Consider the following 23,522-nt stretch of genomic DNA (forward strand, 5'->3'; position numbering starts at 1 on the left):
CCAGGCCGAGGCACGCCAGCTCTTGCAGCTGATGGTTCATTCGATCTACTCGAACAAGGACATCTTCCTTCGCGAGTTGATCTCGAACGCCTCCGACGCGCTGGACAAACTGCGCTTGCAGGCGTTGGTCGACAAGGATCTCGACGTCGACACGTCGGACCTGCACATCGAGGTTGAGGCCGACCGCGAACAGCGCACTCTCACCGTGCGGGACAACGGCATCGGCATGTCGCGGGACGAGGTGGTCAGCCTGATCGGCACCATCGCCAAGTCCGGCACCGCCGAGCTGCTGCGCAAGATGAAGGAATCCAAGGAAGCCGCCGCGCAGGAGCTGATCGGGCAGTTCGGCGTCGGCTTCTACGCCACCTTCATGGTCGCCGACCGGGTCGTCCTGACCACCCGGCGGGCCGGGGAGACCGAGGCGACCCGCTGGGAGTCGTCCGGCGAGGGCACCTACACCATCGAGACGCTCGACGAGGCGCCCCAGGGCACCACGGTCACCCTGCACCTCAAGCCCGAGGACAAGGACGACCAACTGCACGACTACACCGAAGAGTGGAAGATCCGGGAGATTGTCAAGCGGTACTCGGACTTCATCGCCTGGCCGATCCGCTCCACCACCGAGCGTCCCGGTGAATCCGACGGTGAGACCACCAGCGAGGTGGTCACCCTCAATTCGATGAAGGCGCTGTGGGCGCGGCCCCGTTCCGAGGTCACCGACGACGAGTACAAAGAGTTCTACAAGCACGTCAGCCACGACTGGAACGATCCGCTCGACATCATCCACATGAAGGCCGAAGGCACCTTCGAGTACGAGGCGTTGCTGTTCGTGCCGGCGCAGGCGCCGTTCGACCTGTTCATGCGGGACGCCCGGCGCGGCGTGCAGCTGTACGTCAAACGCGTATTCATCATGGACGACTGCGAGGCGCTGATCCCGGAGTACCTGCGGTTCATCAAGGGTGTCGTCGACGCGCAGGACCTTTCGTTGAACATCAGCCGGGAGATCCTGCAGCAGGACCGGCAGATCCAATTGATCCGGCGCCGGCTGGTGAAAAAGGTGCTCTCCTCGCTGAAGGAGCTGATGGACAACGACGCCGACCGGTACCGCACGTTCTGGACCCAACTCGGCCGAGCGGTGAAGGAAGGCCTGCTCAACGACTACGAGAACCAGCGGGCGATCCTGGACATCTCGTCGTTCGCCTCGACTCACGATCCGGAGCAGCTGACCACTCTGGCCGGGTACATCGAGCGGATGAAGGACGGTCAGGAGGACATTTACTACATGACCGGCGAGTCCCGCACGATGATTGAGAACTCCCCGCACATGGAGGCGTTCAAGGCCAAGGGGTACGAGGTCCTGCTGCTCACCGACCCGGTCGACGAGATGTGGGTCGAGTCGGTCGCAGACTACGACGGCAAGAAGCTGCGGTCGATCGCCAAGGGCCAGGTCGACCTGGCCGGCGACGACGACACCGCCGAGTCCGACCCGGAGCGGGAACAGCAGAAGGAAACGTACGCTCCGCTGCTGTCCTGGTTGGGCAAGACGCTCGACGAGCAGGTCAAGGAGGTACGGCTCTCCACCCGGCTGACCACCTCGCCGGCCTGCCTGGTCGGCGACGCCGCGGACATGACCCCGGCGCTGGAACGGATGTACCGGGCGATGGGCCAGGACGGGCCGAAGATCAAGCGGATTCTGGAGCTGAACCCGACCCACCCACTGGTCACCGGGCTGCGTGAGGCGTACGGTGCCCGCGCCGACGATCCGGCGCTGGCCGAGACCGCCGAGCTGCTGTACGGCACCGCGCTGCTCGCCGAGGGCGGTGAACTCGACGACCCGGCCCGGTTCGCCAAGCTGCTCGCCGACCGACTGGCCCGTACCGTCTGAACCGCCGCACGTCGGGGTCCCCCGGTGGGTAGATGCCCGCCGGGGGACGCCCGCCGGACGGGACCGCCACGGCTCAGGCGGTGATCGTCGCTTCGGCGGCGATCGCCTGGTCGACGGCGGCGGCGACGTGCAGCCGGCTGGTCGGGAAGAGCAGCAGCGGGGTGTCCTCCTGACGGACCAGCAGCTCGATCTCGGTGCAGCCGAGCACCACGCCCTGCGCGCCGGCGGCGATCAGCCGCTCGATCACCTTGAGGTACCTGGCCCGGGACGACTCGCTGACCACTCCGAGGCACAGCTCGTCGTAGATGACCGAGTGGACCATCTTGCGGTCTGCGGCGTCGGGCACCAGGACGGTCAGGCCGTGGCCGGCCAGCCGGTTACGTAGGAAGTCCTGCTCCATGGTGAAGGCGGTGCCGAGCAGACCGACCGTGTGCAGCCCGTGGCTGCGGACCGCGTCAGCGGTGACGTCGGCGATGTGCAGCAACGGGATGTCGATCGCGGCGGCGACCTGGTCGGCGACCTTGTGCATGGTGTTGGTGCACAGCAGCAGCAGGTCGGCGCCGGCCGCTTCGACCCGCCGGGCCGCGTCAGCGAGCAGGTCGGCGGCTTCGTCCCACTCGCCGACCGCCTGCCGTCGTTCGATGTCGGCGAAGTCGACCGAGTAGAGCACGCACCGTGCCGAATGGTGCCCACCCAGCCGGTCACGGACCAGCTCGTTGGCGAGCCGGTAGTAGTGTGCGCTGCTTTCCCAGCTCATGCCGCCGAGCATGCCGATCGTCATCATGCTGCCATCGTGCCACCGGGTGCCCGGGTACCGGGCGGATATTCGTCGGCGGACATCGACCCGGTTGGCGGCTGTCGCGGACGTCCGGGTATTGACTATTGTGGACTCATCTTTCGCGGACTACCGGCAGCTGTCCGAACATCAGGCGTGCCACCTGCGATGACCCAGCGACGGGCGGGAGGGACCGTGGTGCCCAGGGACGTACCGGTACGGCGGATCGGCATGCGTGAGGTCGCTCGGGCTGCTGGCGTATCGGTCTCCACCGTGGCCAACGTGCTGAGCCGACCGTCGATCGTCGCGCCGGCGACCCGCCGCCGGGTGGAGGCCGTCATCGAGTCCGTCGGCTATGTGCCGAACGGTCCGGCCCGGCAGCTGCGCGGCCGGCCCAGCCCGATCGTCGCCAGCGTCACCCTTGACCTGGCCAACCCGTTCTACGCCGAGGTCAACCGGGGCATCGAGGACGAGCTCGCCGAGCACGGCTGTCTGGTGCTGGCCTGCAGCACAGACCTGCGCCCAACCAAGGAGCGGCAGCTGCTGAAACTGCTGCAGACCCAGGCCGTACGGGGCGTCATCATCGCGCCGGTCGGTGCGGACCCGGCGCCGCTGTTGTGGATGAGCCAGCACGGGATGGCGGTCGTGCTGATCGACCATCCGCGCGCAGGGCTTGATTTGTGCGCGGTCGCGGTCGACGACGTCGCCGGTGGCCGGCTGGCCGGTGAGCATCTGGTCGGGCTGGGGCACCGCAGGATCGCGTTCCTCGGCGGCACCCGGGACGCCGGGCCGGTGGCCCGCCGTCGCGACGGCGTACGCAGGGCGCTGGCCGCCGCCGGTCTCGACCCGGCGACGGGGTTGCTGGACGTCCGCGTACCGCTGCATCCGCCGCCGCTGGTCGAAGCCGCCGCCTCGGCGTCGGCGCTGATTCTCGCCGCGACCCCGCCGGTGACCGCGGTGGTCTGTCTCAACGACACGGCGGCGCTGGGCCTGCTGGACGGGTTTGCCGCAGCCGGTGTCCGGGTGCCGGCGGACATCTCGGTCGTCGGCTACGACGACCTGCCGTTCGCCCGCCGGCTGGCGCCTGCGTTGACCACGGTCAGCCAGCCGAAGTATCGGCTGGGCCGGGCCGCCGCCGAACTGCTGATGGACGAGGCCAGGCCGGGGCACGTTCACCGGGAGATCGGGTTCCGCCCGACGCTGGTGGTCCGCGCCTCGACCGCCCCGCCGTCCGACGCGTCGAAACGCATCGACTGATAGCTATTGCCTCCGGCCGGGGTGCGGACGTAGCTTGTTGGCACACCGTAGAGCGCCGAGCCGGTCCTCGTACCCCCGGTTTACAAACGTTGCAACAGCGCGCCGCGCACGCCCCCGCTCCGGGTCCGTGCGCTCGGGCAGGCGCGCCTCGCCCCGGGACTTCCCGGGCTCAACCTGAGGTAGGTCATGAGAAGAAGACTCTTTGTCCTCGGCGCTGCCCTGATTACCTTCGTCGCGTCGATCCTGCTCGTCGTGCGGCCGGCCAGCGCGGCCGTCGGCCTGCACATCAGCGGCACCGACATCGTCGAGGCCAACGGCCAGCCGTTCATCATGCGCGGGGTCAACCACCCGCACGTCTGGTACACCGGCGAGACCGACTCGTTCGCCGACATCAAGGCGCTCGGTGCCAACACCGTACGGGTGGTGCTGGGCAGCGGCCAGCGCTGGGGTCCGTCCAACGACGTCGCCGACGTGATCGACCTGTGCAAGCGGAACCGGATGATCTGCGTGCTCGAGGTGCACGACACCACCGGGTACGGCGAGGAAGGTGCCGCCGCCTCGCTCGACCAGGCCGTCGACTACTGGATCAGCCAGAAGAGCGCGCTGGTCGGCGAGGAGAACTACGTCGTCATCAACATCGGCAACGAGCCGATCGGCAACGTCGACGCCGGCCAGTGGACCGCCGCCACGGTCGACGCCATCGGACGGATGCGGGCCAACGGCTTCGAACACCTGCTGATGGTCGACGCGCCGAACTGGGGCCAGGACTGGCAGAACGTCATGCGGGCCGACGCCCAGACGGTGCTGGACGCGGACAGCCACGGCAATACCGTGCTGTCGATCCACATGTACGCGGTCTACAGCAGCGCCTCGTCGATCGTGAGTTATCTCGACGACTTCGAGGCCAACGGGTGGCCGCTGGTGATCGGCGAGTTCGGCTGGCAGTTCAACTCCGGCGAGGTGGACCACGACACGATCCTGGCTGAGGCGCAGGCCCGTGGCCTCGGCTACCTCGGCTGGTCGTGGAGCGGCAACACCGACCCGATCCTCGACATGGTGCTCAACTTCGACCCGAACCAGATGACCACCTGGGGTGAGCGGATCTTCAACGGACCGAATGGCATCAGCTCCACCTCCCAGGAGGCCAGCATCTTCGGCGGTACGCCGCCGACGACTGCCCCGCCGACGACTGCCCCGCCGACGACGGCGCCGCCGACGACTGCCCCGCCGACCACTGCCCCGCCCGGCGGCGGAGCCTGCACTGCCAGCTACCGGGTCGTCGGCCAGTGGCCGGGTGGTTTCCAGGGTGACGTCCGGGTCACCGCCGGCAGTTCGGCGATCAGCGGCTGGGTGGTGACCTGGAGCTTCGCCGACGGCCAGACCGTCAATCAGGCCTGGAACGCTACCGTCACCAACAGCGGGTCCAACGTGACTGCCCGCAATGTCAGCTACAACGGCAGCCTCGGCGCCGGGGCCGGCACGACGTTCGGCTTCATCGGGTCCTGGAACGGCACCAACAGCGTTCCGACGCTGACCTGCGCCGCGGCCTGACACAACAGCGCGGCACGCGGCCTGACGTGCAGCCTGGCCACTAGGAGCTGGTGGGTCGGGGACGACAGTCGTCCCCGACCCACCAGCTCAGCCGCCGAGCGTGGTCAGCTCGGACACCACCACGTTGGCCAGTGCCCGGCCGTCGCGGCGGACCTGGCGCAGGTACCACTTCTGGATCGGGGCGTGGGTGGTCTTGGCGAACTGCCAGGGCCCGCGCGGGCTGGTGAGCTGCCCCAGCCCGGCGATCGCCGTGTTGATCTCCGCCGGTGTCGGGTTGACCCCGGCCGCGGTGATCGCCCGGTCCAGCACGGCCGCCGCGTCGTACGACGCCATCACGATCGAGGTGGGGGTCCGGCCGGGGTAGGTGGCGTTCCAGGCGGCGACGAACTCCCGGTTGGCCGCGTTGTCCAGGTCGGGGGAGTAGTTCAGCCCGTTGTAGATTCCTTCCGCCGCAGTGCCCTGCGCATCGAGGCTCGCCGGTTCGGTCACGAAGCCCGCCGCGTAGAGCGGCAGGTCGGCGACGTCCGACTCGGCGTACTGCTGGACGAAGGAGATGGCGCTCTGGGCGTCGAAGAAGCAGTAGATCGCGTCGGCACCGGTCTGGGCGATCTCGTCGAGGTACGGCCCGAAGTCGGTGGTGCCCGGGAACGGGGAGAAGACGGCCTGCCCGGTGGGGTTGGCGATCCGGCCACCGAGCGACTTGAAGGTGTCGACGAAGCCGCGCAGCTCGTCGCGGCCACCCTGGAAGTCCGGCCCGATGGCGTACACGCGGCCGTTGCCGACCTCCTGCTTGACGAACGGTGCCATGGCGACGCCGGGCTCTTCGGAGAGCAGGTTGGTGTGCCAGACGTACGTCACGTCGTCCAGCTCGGGCCGGCCCAGCCCGCCGACGAGCGGCACCTTGTGTTCGTTGATCAGCGGCAGGATGGCGGTGACGTTTCCGCCGTTGATGATGCCGGTGATCGCGGAGACGCCGTCCTGCTCCAGCAGCCGGGTGGCCGACTCGACGGCCACTGCGCTCTCGTACCCCTCGTCGCCGATGACCATTTCGGCCGGGTGGCCGCCGAGCTGGCCATCGTGCATGTCCAGGTAGAGCTGGAACCCGTCGCGTAGCTCGTCACCGGGTGCTTCGAGCTGGCCGTCGATGTTGGCGAGCATGCCGACCTTGATGAGCTGCGGCGTTTCGCCCGATCCGCCGAAGCATCCGGCGGTGCTGACGGCCAGGACGCCGGTCAGGCCGGCGGCGAGCAGCCGATGACGGGCGGCGGCGGGGCGGCGTGTCCACCAGGTCGGGCGTCGCATGCCGATCACAGGGCCCGCAGCAGTTCGGCACGGACCGCCGGGGTGAGCGCCTCGCCCATCCGGTTCGCCAGGTCGGTCATCTCATACGAGACCTGGCCGACGTCGCAGGTGGGGGAGGCGAGTACGAGCAGCGACGCCCCGTCGCTGAACGACATGCAGAACATGAATCCGCCGTCCATCTGGGTCACGTTGGAAATCACCGTTCCCGCCTCGAAGAAACGGGCCGCCCCGACGAGCAGGGCGATGAGGCCGCTGCCGGTGGCGGCGAGCTGGTCGGCCCGGTCCCGGGGCAGGCCGTAGTTGTGCGCGAGGACCAGCCCGTCGGTCGAGATGGCAAGGGCATGGCTGACCTCTGGGGTCTGACTGACGAAGTTCTGCAACAGCCAGCTCAGATCGTTCGGGCTCGTCACGGTGGCGCTCCAGGTCGCGAGAGGTGGGAGGGTCGACGTCAGGCGGAGGTGGGGGCGCGACGCCCGGCCACGCCCTTGGCGTAGGCCGACATCGCCGCCGACACGGCGCCCGGGTCGAGCTTGCGGGGCGCGTCGGATGCGGGCTGCGGCGCGTCGGGGATCAGGTGGTGCTGCGGTACGCGGCGCGGCAACCCGACCTGGTCGGCTGCGCTCGTGGCGGTGGTGGTCGCGGCGGTGGTGACTGCGGTCGTGGCAGCTGTCCACCGTTCACCTTCGTCGTTCGGCCAGGTGACGATCACCGAGTCGCCGTCCATCGCCGTCTTGAACCAGCCGTTGACCGAACGCCGGGCCTCGGCCACCGCCGTTCCCGCTGCTGCGGCCGTCGGTGGGGCGGACACCGGCCGCGTGGGGGCGGGTACGGACGCCGACGCGGATGCCACTGCCGGCACCGGCGGGGGTGGGGGTGACGGCGCGGGCGGCGGTGCCGGTGCCGACTCGGGTGCGGGTGCCGGGCGGAACAGCGGCGCAGGCGCATTCACCGTGGCCCGGCCGGCGTTGATCACCGGCCGATCGCCGCCGAAGGCCGCCGGTACGGTCGGCCGACCGCCGACCAGCGACGGCCGGGCATGCCCGGTGAGGGCTGGCGTCGACTCGGGATTCTGCACCGGCCGGCGGGTGATGACCGAGGCGGGCATCATGATCTCGGCGACCGTGCCACCGGATGATCCGGGACGTAGCTCGACCCGGACGCCGTGCCGGGCGGCCAGCCGGGCGACGACGCTGAGACCCATCGCCCGTACGCCCGACACGTCCACCGTCCCAGGGTTGGCGAGCTGGGCGCTGAGCTGGGCACACCGCTGTTCGGAGAGCCCGACCCCCTGGTCCACCACCTCGACGATGGCCCGATCGGACAGCGCGTGCCCGGTGACCATCACCTCGGTCTCCGGCGGCGAGTACCTCGTCGCGTTGTCCAGCAGTTCGGCGAGCAGGTGCGCCACCTCGTCGACGGCCGCGCCGGCGACGGACAGTTCCCGGTCGACCGTGCCGATCCGTACCCGGGTGTAGTGCTCGATCTGGGAGAGCGCGGCCTGGATCACGTTGTCCAGCGGCACCGCTTCCCGCCGTACCCGGGAGATGCCGGAACCACCGAGCACCAGCAGGCTCTGGTTGATCCGTGCCATCCGGGTGGCGAGGTGGTCAAGTTGGTAGAGCTGTTCGAGGCGGTCCGGGTCGGTCTCGTCGCGCTCCACCCGGTCGACCTGGGCCAGCATCGCGTCGACCAGCCGCTGCTCGCGTCGGGACAGGTGGACGAAGATCTCCGAGACGTTGGCCCGCAGTACCGCCTGTACGCCGGCGACCCGTACCGCCTCGCGATGCAATGCGCGGGTCGCGGTCGCCACCTCGGCGATCTCGTCGGTGCCGGTGATCGGGAACTCCGACACCGACCGGTCGGCGACCTCGTCGGGCTGTACGGTGCCGGGCGCGGCGGCGTCGAGTTCCCGGACCACGGCCGGCAGCCGGTCGTACGCCACGGTGGTCACGATGTTGCGGAGGCTGCGGAGCCGCTTGGTGATCCGGCGGGCCACCACACCGGTGAGCGCCGCGGTGAGGACCAGTACGAGGAGGATGCCGACACCTTGCAACACCGCAGCGTAGAGCCGCTGCTGCCGCTCGGCCGCCACTGCGTCGGCCACTGCGGCGTCCATCTGGCGTTGAATCCCGAACAGCTGACCGATCCACCCCTCGGTGGCCTCGACCCAGGCGTCCGCGTTGATCCCGAACCGCTCGCCGGGCAGGGTCCGCCCCACCTGGTCCTGCAGGCGCTGACCGGCGACGACCTGCGGGTCGGTGCCGATCTGCTCCCAGCGCACCACCCATTCCTGCTCGGCCAACTCGAGGAACGAGTTGCTGGCCTCGACGAACCGGGCCTGCGCGCCGGCGCTCTCCTGCTGGCCTGCGGCGGTCAGCGGGCTGCCGAGACTGCGCAGCACGATGATCTGCTGCTGCCCGATCGCCTCGCTCGCCTCCGACACCGCGACCGCCGCCCGGACCAGGTCGGCGGTGGCCGCCGAGTTCTCGGCGACCACCGAGGTGCGGAAGGCGAGCAGGTCGGCGATGAGGATCCGGTAGCTGAAGGCGATCGCCGACAGCGACACGCGTGGGCTGGAGCGGACCTGTTCGCGAACGGTGGTCAGCGCGTCCAGCCCGGCGTCGACGCGGCGTAGGACGGGGTTGTCCCCGGTCACCTCGGTCCGTCGCTGCTGGAACGTGGCGATCGCCGCGTCGGTCCGGGCGACCTGCTGCGCGTAGCTGTCGCTGGCAGTCTCCCGGTCTGCGGTCAGTTCCACGGCGGCGACCACCCGCTCAGCCTGCAACGCGCGGGCGAGCGTGCCCGCCTCTGCGGAGAGCTGTACCAGGTCGGTGACCCGGTTCGTGTTGATCACCTGCCGGACGGTGCCCTGCAGGGCGATGCCGGCGAATCCGATGACGGCGACCAGCGGTACGGCCACCAGGAGCCGGAGCAGGCGGACGATGCTGCCGCGGGTCAACCACCGGCGACGGTGGTCACCGGAGCGGGTGTGCGCCGCGCCTGCTGACAAGGCCCGTGTCACGCGAACTCCGTCCTCTTGCGTTTGCGTTGTCGACGTCGGCCACCGCAGGCGCCAGGTAAGGATGGGGCGAGGGCCCAAACGGCTCGTCTACCCATGTCAGGGCGCATTCCTACCATGGCGTTGATGACACCTTCTAGACTCCTGGTCTGCTGCTGGCGCGGATTGACGCGCTGGTCACCTCCGCGACGCGCAACGGCTGATGTCCGCCTCCACTGATCGATAGATCGATTGGCCGTACGGGTGATTACGTGCTGGCTGCGATCTTGTACCTCGGTGCCTGCCGGTAGGTCCTACGATGCCGCAGGTGGGCAGGGCGAACAGTCCGGTCGTCGGTTCGTGGCAGGCGCTCACCCTCGACATCGGACGGCGGCGGATGTCCGGCCTGCGGGTGCGGGCGTCCTGCCCACCGGCGTCAGTGCGGGACCAGTCCGTTCTGGTACGCCCACACCACGGTCTGCAGCCGGTCCCGTACCCCGATCTTCGCCATCGCCCGCCCCAGATGCGACTTGACGGTGCTGGTCTCGATGAACAGCTCGTCGGCGATCTCGTTGTTGGACAGGCCCCTGGCGAGCAGCCGGACGATCTCCGCCTCCCGGGGGGTCAGCTGCTGCGCGGCTGCCGACTCAGGCGGTGCCGCCGGACGTCGCCGGGCGAACTCGGCGATCACCCGGCGGGTCACCGTCTGGTCGACCAGACCGTAGCCGGCCCCCAGCCGGCGGATCGCGTCGATCAGGTCCTCGGGCTCGCAGTCCTTGAGGATGAATCCGCTGGCCCCGGCTTCGAGCGCGCCGAAGACGTACTCGTCGAGGTCGAATGTGGTCACCACCAAGACCGCTGGCGGCGACCCGGCCGCGTCGGCGAGGATCTGCCGGGTCGCGGTGAGCCCGTCGCCGCCGGGCATCCGTACGTCCATGCAGACCACGTCGGGACGCAGCCGCCGGGCGGTGGTGACCGCCGACGACCCGCTCGACGCCTCCGCCACCACCTCGATGTCGGCGGCCTGCTCCAGCAGCACCCGGAAACCGGCCCGTACCACCGCCTGATCGTCCACAAGCATCACCCGGATCGTCCCGGCACCGGCATCAGCCCCGGCTTCCGCCCTGGTCACGACCGCTCACCTCCGTTGTCCGTCAGCATCACCGCGACCGACCAGCCGCCGTCGGTGGTCGGCCCGGCCGCGAGCCGGGCACCGATCAGCTGGGCCCGTTCCCGCATGCCGTCCAGCCCGACACCGCTGCTGGTCCGTACCGCCGGCTCCGGGTGTCGGGCCGGCGGGGCGTTCACCACCGCCAGCGACACCTCACGCGACAGGTAACGCAGCGTGACCTGGACCGGCGCGCCCGGCGCGTGCTGCCGGGCGTTGGACAGCGCCTCCTGCGCCGTGCGGTAGAGCGCGACGTCGGCGATCGGCGACACCGGCCGGGGCGGCCCGTTGACGCTGAACTCGACCGGCGTACCCAGGCCCCGGGCGGTGCGGACAAGTTCGTCGAGCACGGCCAGTCCGGGCACCGGAACGGCGCCCTCGCCGTCCCGTCCCGGACCGGCGCCGTCGGCCGGGTCCGCCGGGCCGGCACGCAGTACCCCGACAACCAACCGCAGATTGTCCAACGTCGCCTTGCCCTGCGTCCGGATCCAGGCCACCCCCTCCTTCGCTGCGGCCGGATCCCGGTCGATCAACTGCTGCACCGCCGCCGCCTGCACCACCATGCCGGACAGGTGATGCGCGGCGACGTCGTGCAGCTCCCGAGCCATCTGGGTGCGTTCCACACCGATCGCCGCCCGTACCTTCGCCTGCTGGGTCCGGACCGACTCGGCGGCCTGCTGACGGAGCAACCGCACGTAGCGTCGGCGGGTGGCGACGTAGCTGCCGACGAACGCGCCGCCGAGGTAGGACAGCGCGCTTGACCCGGCCGGGCCGACCGCCGGCAGCAACAGGCCCGGCGTGCTCACCGCGGCGGTGCCGACCGCCGCCGCCACCTCGACCGCCACCGCCGCGCCGAGCAGCGCGAACGACCGCCGGGCCGGCTGCAGACCCCCGATGGTGTACGCCACGACGAACGGTGCGAATCCCCGGATCGTCGCGTCCGGTGGAGACGACGCGATCATCACGACCTGGACGCCGACGACGGCGGCGAGGCAGAGCAGTGGGTGGACCCGGCGCAGGCACAGCAGCAGCGCCTGCCCGACGGCGAGACAGACCAGCAGCCACTCCCGCGCCCCGGTGAGCGCGAACTCGTTCGGCGGCGTCACCACCCAGAACACTGCCGCCAGCATCGTGAACGTCAGCGCGGCGACGCCGGCCGCGAGTAGACAGTCACGGACGAACGGCCGGTCCTCGATGTGGTCGTACATCGTGTACAGCATCCTCTGTTCCAGGTCGGGGCGGGCCGCGACGGGCGGTCCGGCCGGCCTCGGGCCGGGCAGCTCGCACCGGTCAGTAGGAGATGTCCGGCGCGAGCAGCATGAACTCGATAGCGAACCATCCCGTACCGGCGAGGGCCAACAAAACCAGGGTGCTGCCGGCGGTGCGCGACCAGCCGACCCGACGGCGGACGTCGTCGACCAGGCGGACCGCGGCCGGGACCATCCCGAGCAGGCCGATCAGCTGGAACAGCTGCACGGTGCGCAGCGAGGCAGCGGAGAGATCCGCCAGGCCCATGACCAGCACCAGACACACCGTCCAGCTGGCGAGCGCCAGCAGGGCACTGCCGACGGCGACCCGGCTCAACACCCGCGCGGTGCGCCCGGCCCGGTCGCGTGGCGCCCGGCGCAGGACCCGCCGGCCGATCGCCCCGACCGGCCAGGCGAGGACGGTGAGCAGCAGGACCACTGCCGACGCCCCGATCACGCCGAGGGCCAGGACGGTGCCACGGGCCGGCTCGACCGGCAGCAGCGCGAACGCGGAGTCGAAGCCGATCGCCTCCACCCTGCCGCCGGCCGCCCGCACCGCCATGGTGTGCTGGCCGCCCACCTCACGCCACACCCACGGCTCGATCTCCTCGTAGACGGCGGCGGAATCGGACAGCGGACGCGGCTCGAACAGCAGCCGACCGTCGTCACGGACGCTCACCGTGGTCCGCCCGGTCAGGCCGATCAGGGTCAGGAAGTTGCTCCGTACGGTGCGGGAGCTTTCGTACGTGCCGGCGGCCATCGCGGCCCGCTCGGCCGAGCCGGCCGGCGCGTTGGACACCGCTGCCGCCGCACCTGCTGCCGGCGTCACCGCCGGGAAGTAGCGGTCGGCGAACTGCTCGGTCAGGGTCAGCCGCAGCTCGTGGTTGGCCAGCGCCGACGTGCCGGTGCTGTTCAGCGAGACGAAGAAGCCGGCGCCTTCCTCCGGGTAGACCTGCAAGTGGCTGTGGAAGTACAGGGTGTCGCCGCCGTGCCCGATGATCCGCCGGCCGTTGCGGCTCTCGTCGAAGAACCCGAGGGTCATCCGGGGGCCGGCGGCGAGCGTACCGAGTGACGAGGAGTCCAGCGCCGGCTGGTGCATCAACTCGAGCGTCGCCGCGTCAAGCAACGGCCGGTCTCCGACCGGTTCACCCAGGTGGGCGAGCATGAACCGGGCCATGTCCGGGGCGGAGGCGCTCATCGCCCCGGCTGGCGGGGTGCTGACGATCTCGAACGCGCCGGCCGGGGCGGACGCGGTGGCGTACCCCTGCGACATGCGGCCGGCCAGCGGCGCGGGCAGCGGCTGGACGAAGGACGACGACGTCATGCCGAGCCGGTCGAAGATGTTGCGCTGGACGTACTCCTCGAACGGGACGCCGCTGACCCGTTCGACGATGTAGCCGGCCAGCGAGTTGCCGTAGTTGGAGTACGCCGGCACGGTGCCCGGCCGGAAGATCTGCTCCGGCGGGTCGGTGACCAGCGCCTCACGCAGATCGGCCGGGGTGCCTTCCTGCCCGATCAGGCCGGCGATCCGCTCCTCGAAGCCGGGGGTGTGGGTCAGCAGGTGCCGCAGGGTGATCGGCTCGTCGAAGCTGCGGGGGAGGTCGAAGTCGAGGTAGCGGTCGATGTCGGTGTCGAGGTCGAGACGGCCGTCCTGAACGAGTTGCATGACGGCGGTGGCGGTGGCGAGTTTCGACACCGAGCCGATCCGGAACAGGTGCTGCTCCGGATCGACCGGCACCGCTGTATCGCCGGTGCCGGTGTCGGCGTGGCCGTACCCCCGAGTGGTGACGATCTTGCCGTCGTGGACGACGGCGACGGTGGCCCCGGCGATGTCATTACGCTCCAGCGCGGCCGGGAGCACGTCGTCGAGCCAGGCGTCGACGTCACCGCCGTCCAGCGGGGCTGGTTCGACGGCGGCGGCCGGGGTGCCGTCGGCCGGGGTGGTGGCTGTCGGGGTCGGGTCCGGTGCGGCGGCGCCCGCGTCGCGCCCGGCGACGCCTGCGCCGGCGCCTGCGCCGACGGCGACCGCGATCGCCAGGGCGGCGCCGACGCGCCGCAGTCGGCCGGTGGGCCGGGGCAGGTGCGACCGGTACCCGGTCTGCTCTGACGGATTGCTCTGGATCATGCACAACAGCCTGCTGTGGCGGCGCGGTCAGGCCATCTGGCGCAGGGCCACATTCGACTTACGACCTTTGTAGGAGGTCGGATCAGCCTCCGGTAGGCGGATCGGGCCGTGCCTGCTCCGGCCCGGGTCGATCTGATTGCCGGATGAACAGGTCCAGCAGGTCACCGATCTGCCGGTTGGCTGCGGCAGGGTGTCGGAAGTGCCCGGTCGGGTCGACGGTGTACTGGTTACGGCGGCCGACCCGGGTACGGCGCAGGTAGCCGGCGGGTTCCAGTTCGGCCACGATGCTCTGGGCCGCGCGTTCGGTGATCCGGGACGGATGCGGCCACGTCGCGCAGCCGTAGCGTCGGGACCCGGGCGACGGCCAGCAGCACGTGCGCATGGTTCGTGAGGAAGGTCCAGCCCTGGATGGGTGGCCGCGCGCCGGGCTTGGCTGACGCTGGCACCGACACGCGCGGCATCCTGGCCATCAGCACCAGTACGTTCATCGTCTGGACGGCGAACGCCTCATCCTCTCCGAGACCCCGGTCGGCAAGCTGCCCATCCCGGTCACCCTCGGGGTCATCGTCGCCACCATCAGGGTGTCGATCATCTGGAGCCTGCACAGCACCAGCGGAACCGGCGACGCCATCGGCGGCGGTGGCGACGACGTCAGCGGGCCGGACGCCGGTGTCTCCGGTGCCCGACCCGCTGAACCAGCTGATCAACCTGACCGTTCAGTTGTCAGGTGACGGTCCGGCCCGTCGTCAGACGACGGTGCAGGGCGTTCCGTTCAAGGTGAACGCGGTCGGCTCCGCGGTCCCGGAACCGTTGCCGTTGAACCCGATGCTCGCCGTGCCCTGCGGCAGCAGCGTCGAGTTCCACGTCAACGAGGTCGCGGTGACGTCCTGGCCGCTCGTACCGTAGGTGGCGGACCACCCGCTGCCGAACGAGTGCCCACTGGGCAGGGTGAAGGCCAGGGTCCAGCCGTTGATCGTGCTGGTGCCGGTGTTCGTGATGACGATGTTGCTGGTGAACGTGGAGCCACCGCTGTTGATCGCGTAGGAGACCTGGCAGGTGCCCGCCCCCGTCGGGGTGTTGACGGTGACCGCCGACGAGAACGACGACAGGTTGCCGGCCGCGTCCTCAGCCCGTACCCGGAACTGGTAGCTGGTCCCCGGGGTCAGCCCGGTCGCCGCGAACGAGTTCGTCGCCGAGGTGCCGGCCGGCGCGAACCCACCGCCGCCGGTGGCCCGCTCGATCTCATAGCCGACCACCCCGACGTTGTCGGTCGACGCGGTCCAGGTGAGCGTGGCCGAGGTCGCGGTCACGCCCGACGCCACCGGGGTGCCGGGGGTCGACGGCGCGACGGTGTCGGTCACAGTGCTACCCGGGTCGGCGTACAGCAGCAGGTTCGGCGACCCGGTGCCGATGCCGGTCAGCACGTTGCTGGTCGCGGCGCTCAGCAGCGCCGCCTTGGCCTGGGCCATCGTCGCGCTCGGGTTGGCCTCCAGATAGCGGGCCACCCAGCCGGTCACGTGCGGAGCGGCCATCGAGGTGCCCGACCAGTTGGAGGCGACCGCGCTGTCGCTGCTGTTGCCGGCCGAGGTGATGTTGTTGCCCGGAGCGAAGACGTCGATGCAGGAGCCGTAGTTGGAGCTGGACCACCGGCCGTCGGTGATGGTGGTCGCGCCCACCACGATGCCGTCCGCCGACCGAGGGTTGTTGTTGCAGGCGTCGCTGTTGTTGTTGCCCGCCGCGAACACCGCCAGCACCCCGGCGTCGATCATGTTCTGGGCGGCCGTGTTCACCACGCTGCCGTAGTTCTGCAGGCTGAGATTCGCCACCGAGCGCGGCGGTGCGTTCGTCGCCACCCAGTCGATGCCCTCGATGAGGTCCGCGCTACTGCCGAAGTTGAAGCAGTCCAACACCCGCACGTCGCGGATCTGCACGTCCTTGGCGACGCCGTACGTGGCGCCACCGACAGTGCCGGCGACGTGCGTGCCGTGGCCGTGGCAGTCGCCCGGACTGTTGCCGTCGTTGACGGCGTCGTAGGCCCACTGCGCCCGGGTGCCGAAATCGTCGTGCGTGGTCCGGATCCCGCTGTCCAGGACGAACACGGTGGTCCCGGTACCGTCGGTGTCGTAGCTGAACTCCTGGTCGAGCGGGAGGCTCCGCTGGTCGACGCGGTCCAGACCCCATGACGGGGGGTTGGGCTGGGTGGTCGCGCCACCGCCGGTCACCACGGGCTCGACGGCCTGGATCACCGCGTCGGCCTGGACGTACTCGACGTTCGGGTTGGCGCGCACCGCCTCAAGGGCGTCGGTGTCGAGCTTCGCGGAAAATCCGTTCAGCACCGTCGCGTACGGGTGGACCTCCCGGCCACCAACCCGCTCGGCGACCACCACAGGGTCGTTAGCCGCGCCGCCAGTGAGCGGCTGGTCCTTGAGAACGACAATGTAGCCACCATTAGGCGTACCATTCTCGGCAGGTCGAAGGGGAGCGAGGGAAGTCGTCGGTTGTGCCATCGCAGGGGTGGCGCCGAAAACTACCAGAAGTGCGGAAGTTGCGGCTGTCGTGAATGCCTGGCGACGGTATCGGTGCAGTCTGGACATAGGAGAAACTGGCCTCCTGGGCGCGGTGACGCATGGACTACCGGTGAATCGACGGCTTGCCCGGCTCCTCAGCTGCCGGGATCACCGGGCGCTGTGGCCGGACAGAGTGCTCGAGCCCCGTCTACTGCAATGAGAGCACGGGTGTCGGCGTTAGCCAATGCCAAGACTATTTGAAACGTGAATGAACTATGTTAAGAAGGCGGGGTGGCCAGGGCCTGTTCACAGGATCGAAAGAAGCGACTGCCCACGTGATTGCTCTCACGTTGCCAAACGGCGCACGGGTCGATCTTCACCAGTCGTGCATCCCTCTCGGGACTGCCGGGCCACGGGGCCGCCGGGGTGGTCGGCGAGAGCGGGGTGGGCCGCCGGCTGCGGGCACCAGCAGCTCAGCAGGATAGGTGATCCGTCGATCCCGCGACCACCGGTGCTGTCGCAAGCCCGAGAACATCGGCCCAGCCCGGTCGCAGACATAGGTGTCACCGGTACCTTCGGCGCAGTCCGGGGCGGGGCGCCATGCCCGTTCACAGCGCGAGTGGTGTCGGGAGTCGGCAATGAGTGGCGAGCAGGTGCTGGTGACAGGAGGCTCCGGCTTCGTCGGGGCGCACTGTGTCGTACGGCTGCTGCTGCAGGGGTACCGGGTGCGTACCACGGTGCGTTCGGCGGGTCGTGCCGCCGACCTACGCACGATGCTGCAGGTGGGGGGAACGGAACCGGGTGACGCGCTCAGCTTCGCCGTGGCCGACCTCACTACCGACGACGGCTGGGCCGAGGCGGTGGCCGGATGCGACTACGTACTCCACGTCGCCTCTCCGGTGCCGCTGGCCGAGCCCCGCGACGAGAACGAACTCATCGGGCCGGCACGCGACGGGGTGCTGCGGGTGCTGGGCGCGGCACGTACGGCCGGCGTCAAACGTACGGTGCTGACGTCGTCGATCGTGACGGTGAAGTACGGCCACCCGGCAGACAAGCGGCTGTTCACCGAACAGGACTGGACCGATCCGGAACAGGGGCAGGTCTCCGCGTACGCGAAGTCGAAGCTGCTCGCCGAACGCGCCGCCTGGGACTTCGTGCGTAAGGACGGCCAAGGCATGGAGCTGGCGGTGGTGAATCCGGTCGGAATCTTCGGTCCGGCCCTCGGGCCGGACCGGTCCCTGTGGTCAGATCAGATCGACCGGATGCTGACCGGCCGCCAGCCCGTCCTGGCCCGGATCCACATCGGTGTGGTCGACGTACGGGACGTCGCGGACCTGCACGTACGGGCGATGACCGATCCGGCGGCGGCCGGCGAGCGGTTCCTGGCCAGCGCCGGCACCATGTCGATGCAGGACATCGCGGTGTTGCTGCGTACCCGGCTCGGTGACGGGGCTGACCGGGTCTCGACGCGGGTACTGCCGGACTGGGCGGTGCGTCTCGCCGCCAGGTTCAGCCCGCGGATCGCGTTCGTGCTGCCTGAGCTCGGTGCGGTACGCGAGGCGTCGAGCGAGAAGGCTCGTCGAATGTTGGGCTGGCAGCCTCGGCCGGCTGAGGAAGCCGTCATCGACATGGCGAACAGCCTGATCCGACGCTGATCAGGGCGACCATCAGGTCGTCGACGGCGGCGGGAGCGGACGCGATCGCGAACTCCGGCGGGTCTGCGGATGTGCCGGGTGCAGGACGAAGGAGTACGTGACCGGCGTGGCGTCGCCCGACGAGACGAGGAGGACGTCGCCGGAGGGCCTGATCCGACCTGGTCCGGTCTATTCGACCTGGTGGAGATGATCCCGGGCAGGGTGCGGGTCCGTTTGTCGAGCACCGCGATGATGAGCATCGCGCCGGGTTTCGGCTGTGATGGCGGCGTCCACCTGACCTGGCCGAGGAAGACCTGGGCGCCGTCGGAGGGAACGACCAACTGTTGACCGTCGAAGGCGGCGTCCGCAGTCGCCTGGTCGACCAGCCGCAGCGTCGCGGTCGCGTTCAACACCTCCGGCCCGTACGGCGACCGCAGGCGCCACCACCGCCACCCGGTCAGGGTGACCACGATGACTACGGCTCTCGTGCCGAGAGTCAGCATTCGCCGTCGTGTCACAGCGGAAGCTGATTACATCATCCGCACCATAAGCCACTACCGGTTCTCTTGGCAGCAGTTTTCCGCCTCCCAGAAGAGCCAAGGGCTAAGGGAGAGAGACTCCAGGGACACCATCGGGCGCATGCGTCACAGGGTTTGGAGAACTTCGTCCGGACATACCTCCTGAGCGCATACCGTCGCATCATGGCATCGAGGGCGAGAAGGCGGGAGTGTCCCCAACCGCCGAGAGTGGCGGAGGGGCCATCGCTGCGTGGATTCCTCTTTGGTGCCACATGGCGTCAGAACGTTCTAGCGCGCGCTGACTATCTCGAAAGCATGGCCGCACTTATCCGTGTCAGGGACTGTGCCGACATGAGGCGAGCGTCACTCCATAGCGTATACGAGTCTCTTAGAAAGGCCCGGAGTGCGGCCAGGCGTCGCGGAATTCTCAAGGGAACCATGGAGTGTGCATGGCTCAGTATCCAGGCCGCCGAGTTGTTGATCCTGGAGATGCTCGATACAAAGGATCTACAGGGCTGGCTGCCGTCCGTCCTGGAGTTGGCCAAAGGTCGTCTGAAGGCGGACGACTGTCGTGTCGTCGAGCTACGGCGGCAATCCTCTCGATGTGGGCGGTGGCTGGTAGGGGGAAGCCAACCGGAGGAGCTCCGGTGCGCCATGAAGGCCGTCCTGGTCGGCGTGCATCTGGCGATGAACAAGTATTACTCACGTATCCGGAGACTGAGGAATGCAATGTGGTCCGCGACAATGTTGACTACGGCCACCGTTGTCGCGCTTGCCGTTTGGGGTGCCTGTGCCCCGGAAACGCTCAGTCTCTGCTTCGGCTATCCGGACGATCTGGTCTGTCCGCATGACAGGGCGACGACGGGACAGGGCCCCGAGCGTCAAGTCCCAGCGGACGATCCACAGACTGAGCCGGACCGTATCGACGTCCTTTTGGTTCTGGTGTACGGCTTCATGGGTGCCGTTCTTGTGGGCATTGCAATGCTAGCCAAAATCCGCGAGTCGGCGGTGCCCTACGACCTGTCGCTCGCCTCGACTGTTCTCAAGCTGCCGGTTGGTGCACTATCCGCTTTTATTGGGATAATATTTGTTCGGGGAGAGTTCGTTCCTGGGCTGACGCAGCTCGACACAGGGGCACAGATCCTTGGCTGGAGCGCCGCTTTCGGGGGCGCCCAGTACTCGGTCACCAGACTTCTCGACAAGCGGGTCAGTGAGGTTGTCAATGATTCGCGCGACGGGTCGGATCCCAAAGAAAGTCCGGATTCCAAGAATCGGTGGCGCGATGGAGATGAAGTCAGGGCTCTGCAGTAGAGGGCGACGACACTCCTGTGCCGGCATCGATCGTCATCATGGGTTCGCGGGACGCGGCTGTCATTAGTCTCCGGGGTGGGCCGGCGACGTGCGCCTCTATCCCGTGTGCACAATGCCGCCCCTTTGGGCTGGGGTACTGGTTGAGTCTGATGCCACAGGTGCATCAAGATGCACCTGTGGCATCAGGTCTCCGGAAGCGCCATGGGATTCCTCGGAGGAACCCGAGCCGGGCGGTCGAGTCGGCGGCAGCCCGGGCGGTGTGGCTGAGAGGGCTGCACTTCTCTCGGGCTGTATGGATAGTCTGGCCGGCATGGGTAAGGCGACGGGTGACGAACGGCCGTTGCTGGGCCGGACTGGCGGCGACCGCAGTCCTGAGCAGGCCGACGCCCATCGCTGGCACGTGTTGGACGACGGGCCGTGTACGAGCGCCGGCCCTGGATTAGCCTCGACCTGGTTGACGTCCAGTCCTCCCGGCGGCGAGCGGTTCGAGCACCATGTCGTACGGCTGTTCCGCGCCACCATCGGCGTCGTCGTCAATGATCACGATCAGGTGCTGATGCTGTGGCGGCACCGCTTCGTGTCGGACCAGTGGGGCTGGAGCTTCCCGGTGGGATCGTCGACGAGGGCGAGAGCCCGGAGACGGCCGTGGCACGCGAGGTCGAAGAGGAGACCGGCTGGCGGCCGAACGCGATGCGTCGGCTGATCTCGTACCAGCCGATGGTCGGCATGGTCGACTCGCCGCACGACGTCTACTACGCCAGGGAGGCGACGTTCGTCGGCCGGCCCGCCGTGTCCGACGAAACCGGCGAGGTTGCGTGGGTGCCACTCACCAGCATTCGGCAGCTACTCGACCGGAACGAGATCCTGGGTTCCGGATCGATCGTCGGACTGCTGCACGTGCTGGCGTTCGGCCTGCCGGGAGGCTGAACCGCTGAGGACAGCTTCAGCCGCTTTGGTCAGGCGGCGAGGCCGAGGAGTTCGGTGGCGCGGGTGGTGAAGTGGCGTACCTCGGGGAGGGCGGCGTACGGCTTCAGACGGTGTTGCAGGTCTCGGACGGTTCCCAGGGTGCGGGACGAGTTGACGGTGGCTGCCAGTTCGACGACGTGAGCGGCGCGGGTGGCGGCGGCTTCGACGTCTGCGCGGTCGAGGTCGGCGGTGGCGAGGGCGGCGTGGCTGAGCGCGGCGCGGCGGGCGCGGCCCTGCTGGCGTGCACCTTCGGCGGATTCGGTGGCGAAGCGTTCGGTGTCGTCGGGCTGTCGGAGGTCGCGGAAGCAGTGGGCGGCTTCGCCGTACAGGTATGGGGTGTCGATGAATCTGGCCCAGACGGGTTCGTCGTCGTGGTCGACCTGGGCGAAGGTCTGTTCGGCCTTGGCCACGGCGGCGGCCGCCGGTGCTGATTCGCCGAGTGCCGCGAGGGCGCGGGCTTCGAGGATGTGCAGGTCGGCGAGGCAGGCGGGGGAGTCGCCGTCGGTGAGGCCACGGCGACCGGCACGGGCGAGCATGAGTGCTTCGCGGGGGTGGCCGAGCAGGTTGGCCTGGTCGGACATGCCGGCGAGGACGTGCGCGCCGAGCGCGGCGTGGTCGGCGGCCTGGGCGAGCCGCAACGCCTGGATGAGGTAGCGCTGGGCGAGGCCGTGTTCGCCGTCGTCGTAGGCCATCCACCCGACGAGGTACGACTGCTCGGCGGCTGCCTCGTAGAGCGCCTGCTGCACGTCCGGCTCGTGCTCCCGCTTGAGTAGCGGCAGTACGTAGCTCTGCATGTACTCGACGAGGGCGGTACGGGCGTGGCCGCCGCCGCGCATCACGTCCAGCTCCTGGAATAGGGCGAACATCTCCCGGATGCCGGCCACCTGCCGCATCCCGATCTGCCGGGGGCCGCGCTCCGTCGATGTCTCGTCGAGGGTGGCGAGCAGCCAGTCACGGCTCGGTGCCCCGAGTGCGGCGAGTACGAACGGTGCCTTGACGATGTTGCGGCGGGCGACGTCGGCCTTGCCCAGGTCGATGATCGTGTCGACGGTGGTACGCGGATGGTCGGCGTACTGCAGGCCGCGAGCGGCAAGGGTTTCCTCGTCGGTCATGCCGAAGTCTGCCGGGGTGATCCGGCGACGCAGACGTTCACTGAGCGCCCGTGCCAGCAGCGTCGGCACCGGCGGTCGCGGACGTTCGCCGCGCTTCACCCACCGGTGGACCGCCGTGTAGTCGTAGCGCAGGGCGAGACCTTCATCTGCCCCGAGGCCGTTTACCCGCCGGGCCAGCCCGGCCCACGAGTAGCCCGCCTCGGTAATAAGTGAGGCCAGAGCATCGTTGGATCCGTTCACAGAGCACCCCTCCCCATGCGACTACTGCGAACGCTACCCGCTCACACATGCCGATGAACATGGCTGCACGAGAACTCGAACTTCACATGGGGATTCACATGGTACTGGCAACGGCTGCGCTGAGGTTATCTCTTCGAGTGACGAGAAGATCGTCAATCATCGAGTTGGTAAGGACGGTGCTCCTTGATCCACTCGGCGACTGCCTCGCGGGACCAGATGCGCCCTGCGGTCAAGGAGTCCAGAGGTGCGGGGAAGGTGGACCGCTTGACGATCTCGGAGGCTCGTTGGCGGGAAATGCCGCCGAGCATCTGCTGAATTTCTGTCATCCCAGCCAGCCGCATGCGGAGAAGCTAAGGACTTGACGAGTGTCAACCCCGTCAACTTGACGGCCCTTGCATCTGTCTAGACGAACATCGAATTCTACGCTGATTTACGAACGAGAACCGCCAACTGATTGGAGGGGAATCGATCATGACGCAGATGGATGACGACCGGTGGCGGTCGTGTGGGTCGGACTGGGATGACCCGGGAACCGGCCCCCGGCAGGTGCCGGTCGACGTACCGCCGCCGGTGCTCATGCCCGACGCCCGGCGCGGTGACGCCGACGTCCGGCCCCGCACCGCTGCCCCGAGGGCGACCGGGCCGGGCAGCGCGCCCGCTGACCTCAGCGACTGCGCCTGATCCGGATTTCCGCAGCTCACGCAGCGGAACCAAGGTCTGCCCCGGTCGCCGTACCGCCAAGGAGGGCTGCGGTGATCGGGGCGGGGGTGGCCCCGCCCGAGTCGGCAAGGGGCAGGGCCACCCCCATCCACCAGACACACCACCAAAGCAATCACCGCACCACACAGGGGAGGAGCATTGATCATGCGAAGGATGTGGCAACGGATGCGGGTCCGCTGGGGACGCCGGCGGATGGCGTCCACCCC

At 69.1% G+C, this 23,522-nt stretch carries 17 protein-coding genes and 2 pseudogenes; 8 read left to right on the plus strand and 11 right to left on the minus strand.

What is annotated here, in order from left to right; translation table 11 throughout:
* Window positions 1-31 precede the first annotated feature (31 nt).
* A complete protein-coding gene (gene htpG, locus O7621_RS10850) occupies window positions 32-1,885 on the plus strand; it encodes a molecular chaperone HtpG (protein ID WP_282234546.1) in 1,854 nt (617 codons plus the stop codon).
* Between the two features lie 73 nt (window positions 1,886-1,958).
* Here the strand turns inward: htpG and O7621_RS10855 are convergent, their stop codons facing one another.
* Entirely contained in the window at window positions 1,959-2,669 is a 711-nt protein-coding gene (locus O7621_RS10855; protein ID WP_282233844.1) for an aspartate/glutamate racemase family protein, read from the minus strand.
* Between the two features lie 222 nt (window positions 2,670-2,891).
* Between O7621_RS10855 and O7621_RS10860 the strand changes: the two genes are divergently transcribed.
* Together O7621_RS10860 and O7621_RS10865 are read left to right on the plus strand one after the other, a co-directional pair.
* Window positions 2,892-3,917: a LacI family DNA-binding transcriptional regulator gene (locus tag O7621_RS10860; protein ID WP_282233845.1), complete on the plus strand. Its 1,026-nt coding sequence runs from the start codon at window positions 2,892-2,894 to the stop codon at window positions 3,915-3,917.
* A 186-nt stretch (window positions 3,918-4,103) separates the two neighbouring features.
* A complete protein-coding gene (locus tag O7621_RS10865; protein WP_282233846.1) occupies window positions 4,104-5,468 on the plus strand; it encodes a cellulase family glycosylhydrolase in 1,365 nt (454 codons plus the stop codon).
* Between the two features lie 87 nt (window positions 5,469-5,555).
* On the opposite strand, the gene O7621_RS10870 is transcribed toward O7621_RS10865, so the two are convergent.
* From O7621_RS10870 to O7621_RS10900, 7 genes and pseudogenes are all read right to left on the minus strand, one after another.
* The gene (locus O7621_RS10870) at window positions 5,556-6,770 is read right to left on the minus strand and encodes an ABC transporter substrate-binding protein (protein WP_282233847.1); all 1,215 of its coding nucleotides are present in this window, start codon (window positions 6,768-6,770) and stop codon (window positions 5,556-5,558) included.
* Between the two features lie 5 nt (window positions 6,771-6,775).
* Complete coding sequence (locus tag O7621_RS10875) at window positions 6,776-7,180, minus strand: roadblock/LC7 domain-containing protein (RefSeq protein WP_123603540.1); 405 nt, start codon at window positions 7,178-7,180, stop codon at window positions 6,776-6,778.
* 38 nt (window positions 7,181-7,218) lie between these two features.
* Entirely contained in the window at window positions 7,219-9,792 is a 2,574-nt protein-coding gene (locus tag O7621_RS10880; protein ID WP_282233848.1) for a nitrate- and nitrite sensing domain-containing protein, read from the minus strand.
* A 412-nt stretch (window positions 9,793-10,204) separates the two neighbouring features.
* The gene (locus O7621_RS10885) at window positions 10,205-10,849 is read right to left on the minus strand and encodes a response regulator transcription factor (RefSeq protein ID WP_282234547.1); all 645 of its coding nucleotides are present in this window, start codon (window positions 10,847-10,849) and stop codon (window positions 10,205-10,207) included.
* A gap of 47 nt (window positions 10,850-10,896) precedes the next feature.
* Window positions 10,897-12,156: a histidine kinase gene (locus O7621_RS10890; protein WP_282233849.1), complete on the minus strand. Its 1,260-nt coding sequence runs from the start codon at window positions 12,154-12,156 to the stop codon at window positions 10,897-10,899.
* Window positions 12,157-12,226: 70 nt separating this feature from the next.
* Complete coding sequence (locus O7621_RS10895) at window positions 12,227-14,308, minus strand: serine hydrolase (RefSeq protein WP_282233850.1); 2,082 nt, start codon at window positions 14,306-14,308, stop codon at window positions 12,227-12,229.
* A gap of 82 nt (window positions 14,309-14,390) precedes the next feature.
* Window positions 14,391-14,769 (minus strand): annotated as a pseudogene (locus O7621_RS10900) (helix-turn-helix domain-containing protein).
* On the opposite strand from O7621_RS10900, the pseudogene O7621_RS10905 reads away from it, so the two are divergent.
* Window positions 14,768-15,039: pseudogene (locus O7621_RS10905) on the plus strand (hypothetical protein); the annotation flags it as partial. The pseudogenes O7621_RS10900 and O7621_RS10905 overlap by 2 nt on opposite strands.
* Window positions 15,040-15,054: 15 nt before the next feature.
* Here O7621_RS10905 and O7621_RS10910 read toward each other — a convergent pair.
* Window positions 15,055-16,692 carry a S8 family serine peptidase gene (locus O7621_RS10910; RefSeq protein ID WP_282233851.1) on the minus strand — a complete coding sequence of 546 codons (1,638 nt, stop codon included), beginning with the start codon at window positions 16,690-16,692 and terminating at the stop codon, window positions 15,055-15,057.
* Window positions 16,693-17,453: 761 nt separating this feature from the next.
* On the opposite strand from O7621_RS10910, the gene O7621_RS10915 reads away from it, so the two are divergent.
* The 3 genes from O7621_RS10915 (at window position 17,454) to O7621_RS10925 (ending at window position 21,205) form a co-directional block, all read left to right on the plus strand.
* Window positions 17,454-18,470 carry an aldehyde reductase gene (locus tag O7621_RS10915; RefSeq protein ID WP_282233852.1) on the plus strand — a complete coding sequence of 339 codons (1,017 nt, stop codon included), beginning with the start codon at window positions 17,454-17,456 and terminating at the stop codon, window positions 18,468-18,470.
* Window positions 18,471-19,621: 1,151 nt separating this feature from the next.
* On the plus strand, window positions 19,622-20,278 hold the full coding sequence (locus tag O7621_RS10920) for a hypothetical protein (protein ID WP_282233853.1): 657 nt from the start codon (window positions 19,622-19,624) through the stop codon (window positions 20,276-20,278).
* A gap of 561 nt (window positions 20,279-20,839) precedes the next feature.
* The gene (locus tag O7621_RS10925; RefSeq protein ID WP_282233854.1) at window positions 20,840-21,205 is read left to right on the plus strand and encodes an NUDIX hydrolase; all 366 of its coding nucleotides are present in this window, start codon (window positions 20,840-20,842) and stop codon (window positions 21,203-21,205) included.
* A 29-nt stretch (window positions 21,206-21,234) separates the two neighbouring features.
* Here O7621_RS10925 and O7621_RS10930 read toward each other — a convergent pair whose 3' ends face one another.
* Both O7621_RS10930 and O7621_RS10935 read right to left on the minus strand, forming a co-directional pair.
* Window positions 21,235-22,596: a hypothetical protein gene (locus O7621_RS10930; RefSeq protein ID WP_282233855.1), complete on the minus strand. Its 1,362-nt coding sequence runs from the start codon at window positions 22,594-22,596 to the stop codon at window positions 21,235-21,237.
* Between the two features lie 152 nt (window positions 22,597-22,748).
* Window positions 22,749-22,937, minus strand: a complete 189-nt coding sequence (locus tag O7621_RS10935; RefSeq protein WP_282233856.1) for a hypothetical protein — start codon at window positions 22,935-22,937, stop codon at window positions 22,749-22,751.
* 130 nt (window positions 22,938-23,067) lie between these two features.
* Here O7621_RS10935 and O7621_RS10940 point away from each other — a divergent pair, with 130 nt between their 5' ends.
* Entirely contained in the window at window positions 23,068-23,277 is a 210-nt protein-coding gene (locus O7621_RS10940; RefSeq protein WP_282233857.1) for a hypothetical protein, read from the plus strand.
* The last annotated feature ends 245 nt before the right edge of the window (window positions 23,278-23,522 follow it).

It is taken from the genome of Solwaraspora sp. WMMD937 (assembly GCF_029581175.1).
Lineage (GTDB): Bacteria > Actinomycetota > Actinomycetes > Mycobacteriales > Micromonosporaceae > Micromonospora_E.

What these genes read in the sequence shown, in the direction of transcription:
- O7621_RS10890 (WP_282233849.1), bottom strand. Translation starts at nt 12,156, where the DNA reads ATGCTGTACACGATGTACGACCACATCGAGGACCGGCCGTTCGTCCGT.
- O7621_RS10895 (WP_282233850.1), bottom strand. Translation starts at nt 14,308, where the DNA reads ATGATCCAGAGCAATCCGTCAGAGCAGACCGGGTACCGGTCGCACCTG.
- O7621_RS10870 (WP_282233847.1), bottom strand. Translation starts at nt 6,770, where the DNA reads ATGCGACGCCCGACCTGGTGGACACGCCGCCCCGCCGCCGCCCGTCAT.
- htpG (WP_282234546.1), top strand. Translation starts at nt 32, where the DNA reads ATGGTTCATTCGATCTACTCGAACAAGGACATCTTCCTTCGCGAGTTG.
- O7621_RS10885 (WP_282234547.1), bottom strand. Translation starts at nt 10,849, where the DNA reads ATGCTTGTGGACGATCAGGCGGTGGTACGGGCCGGTTTCCGGGTGCTG.
- O7621_RS10865 (WP_282233846.1), top strand. Translation starts at nt 4,104, where the DNA reads ATGAGAAGAAGACTCTTTGTCCTCGGCGCTGCCCTGATTACCTTCGTC.
- O7621_RS10855 (WP_282233844.1), bottom strand. Translation starts at nt 2,669, where the DNA reads ATGATGACGATCGGCATGCTCGGCGGCATGAGCTGGGAAAGCAGCGCA.
- O7621_RS10915 (WP_282233852.1), top strand. Translation starts at nt 17,454, where the DNA reads ATGAGTGGCGAGCAGGTGCTGGTGACAGGAGGCTCCGGCTTCGTCGGG.
- O7621_RS10940 (WP_282233857.1), top strand. Translation starts at nt 23,068, where the DNA reads ATGACGCAGATGGATGACGACCGGTGGCGGTCGTGTGGGTCGGACTGG.
- O7621_RS10860 (WP_282233845.1), top strand. Translation starts at nt 2,892, where the DNA reads ATGCGTGAGGTCGCTCGGGCTGCTGGCGTATCGGTCTCCACCGTGGCC.
- O7621_RS10920 (WP_282233853.1), top strand. Translation starts at nt 19,622, where the DNA reads ATGAAGGCCGTCCTGGTCGGCGTGCATCTGGCGATGAACAAGTATTAC.
- O7621_RS10935 (WP_282233856.1), bottom strand. Translation starts at nt 22,937, where the DNA reads ATGCGGCTGGCTGGGATGACAGAAATTCAGCAGATGCTCGGCGGCATT.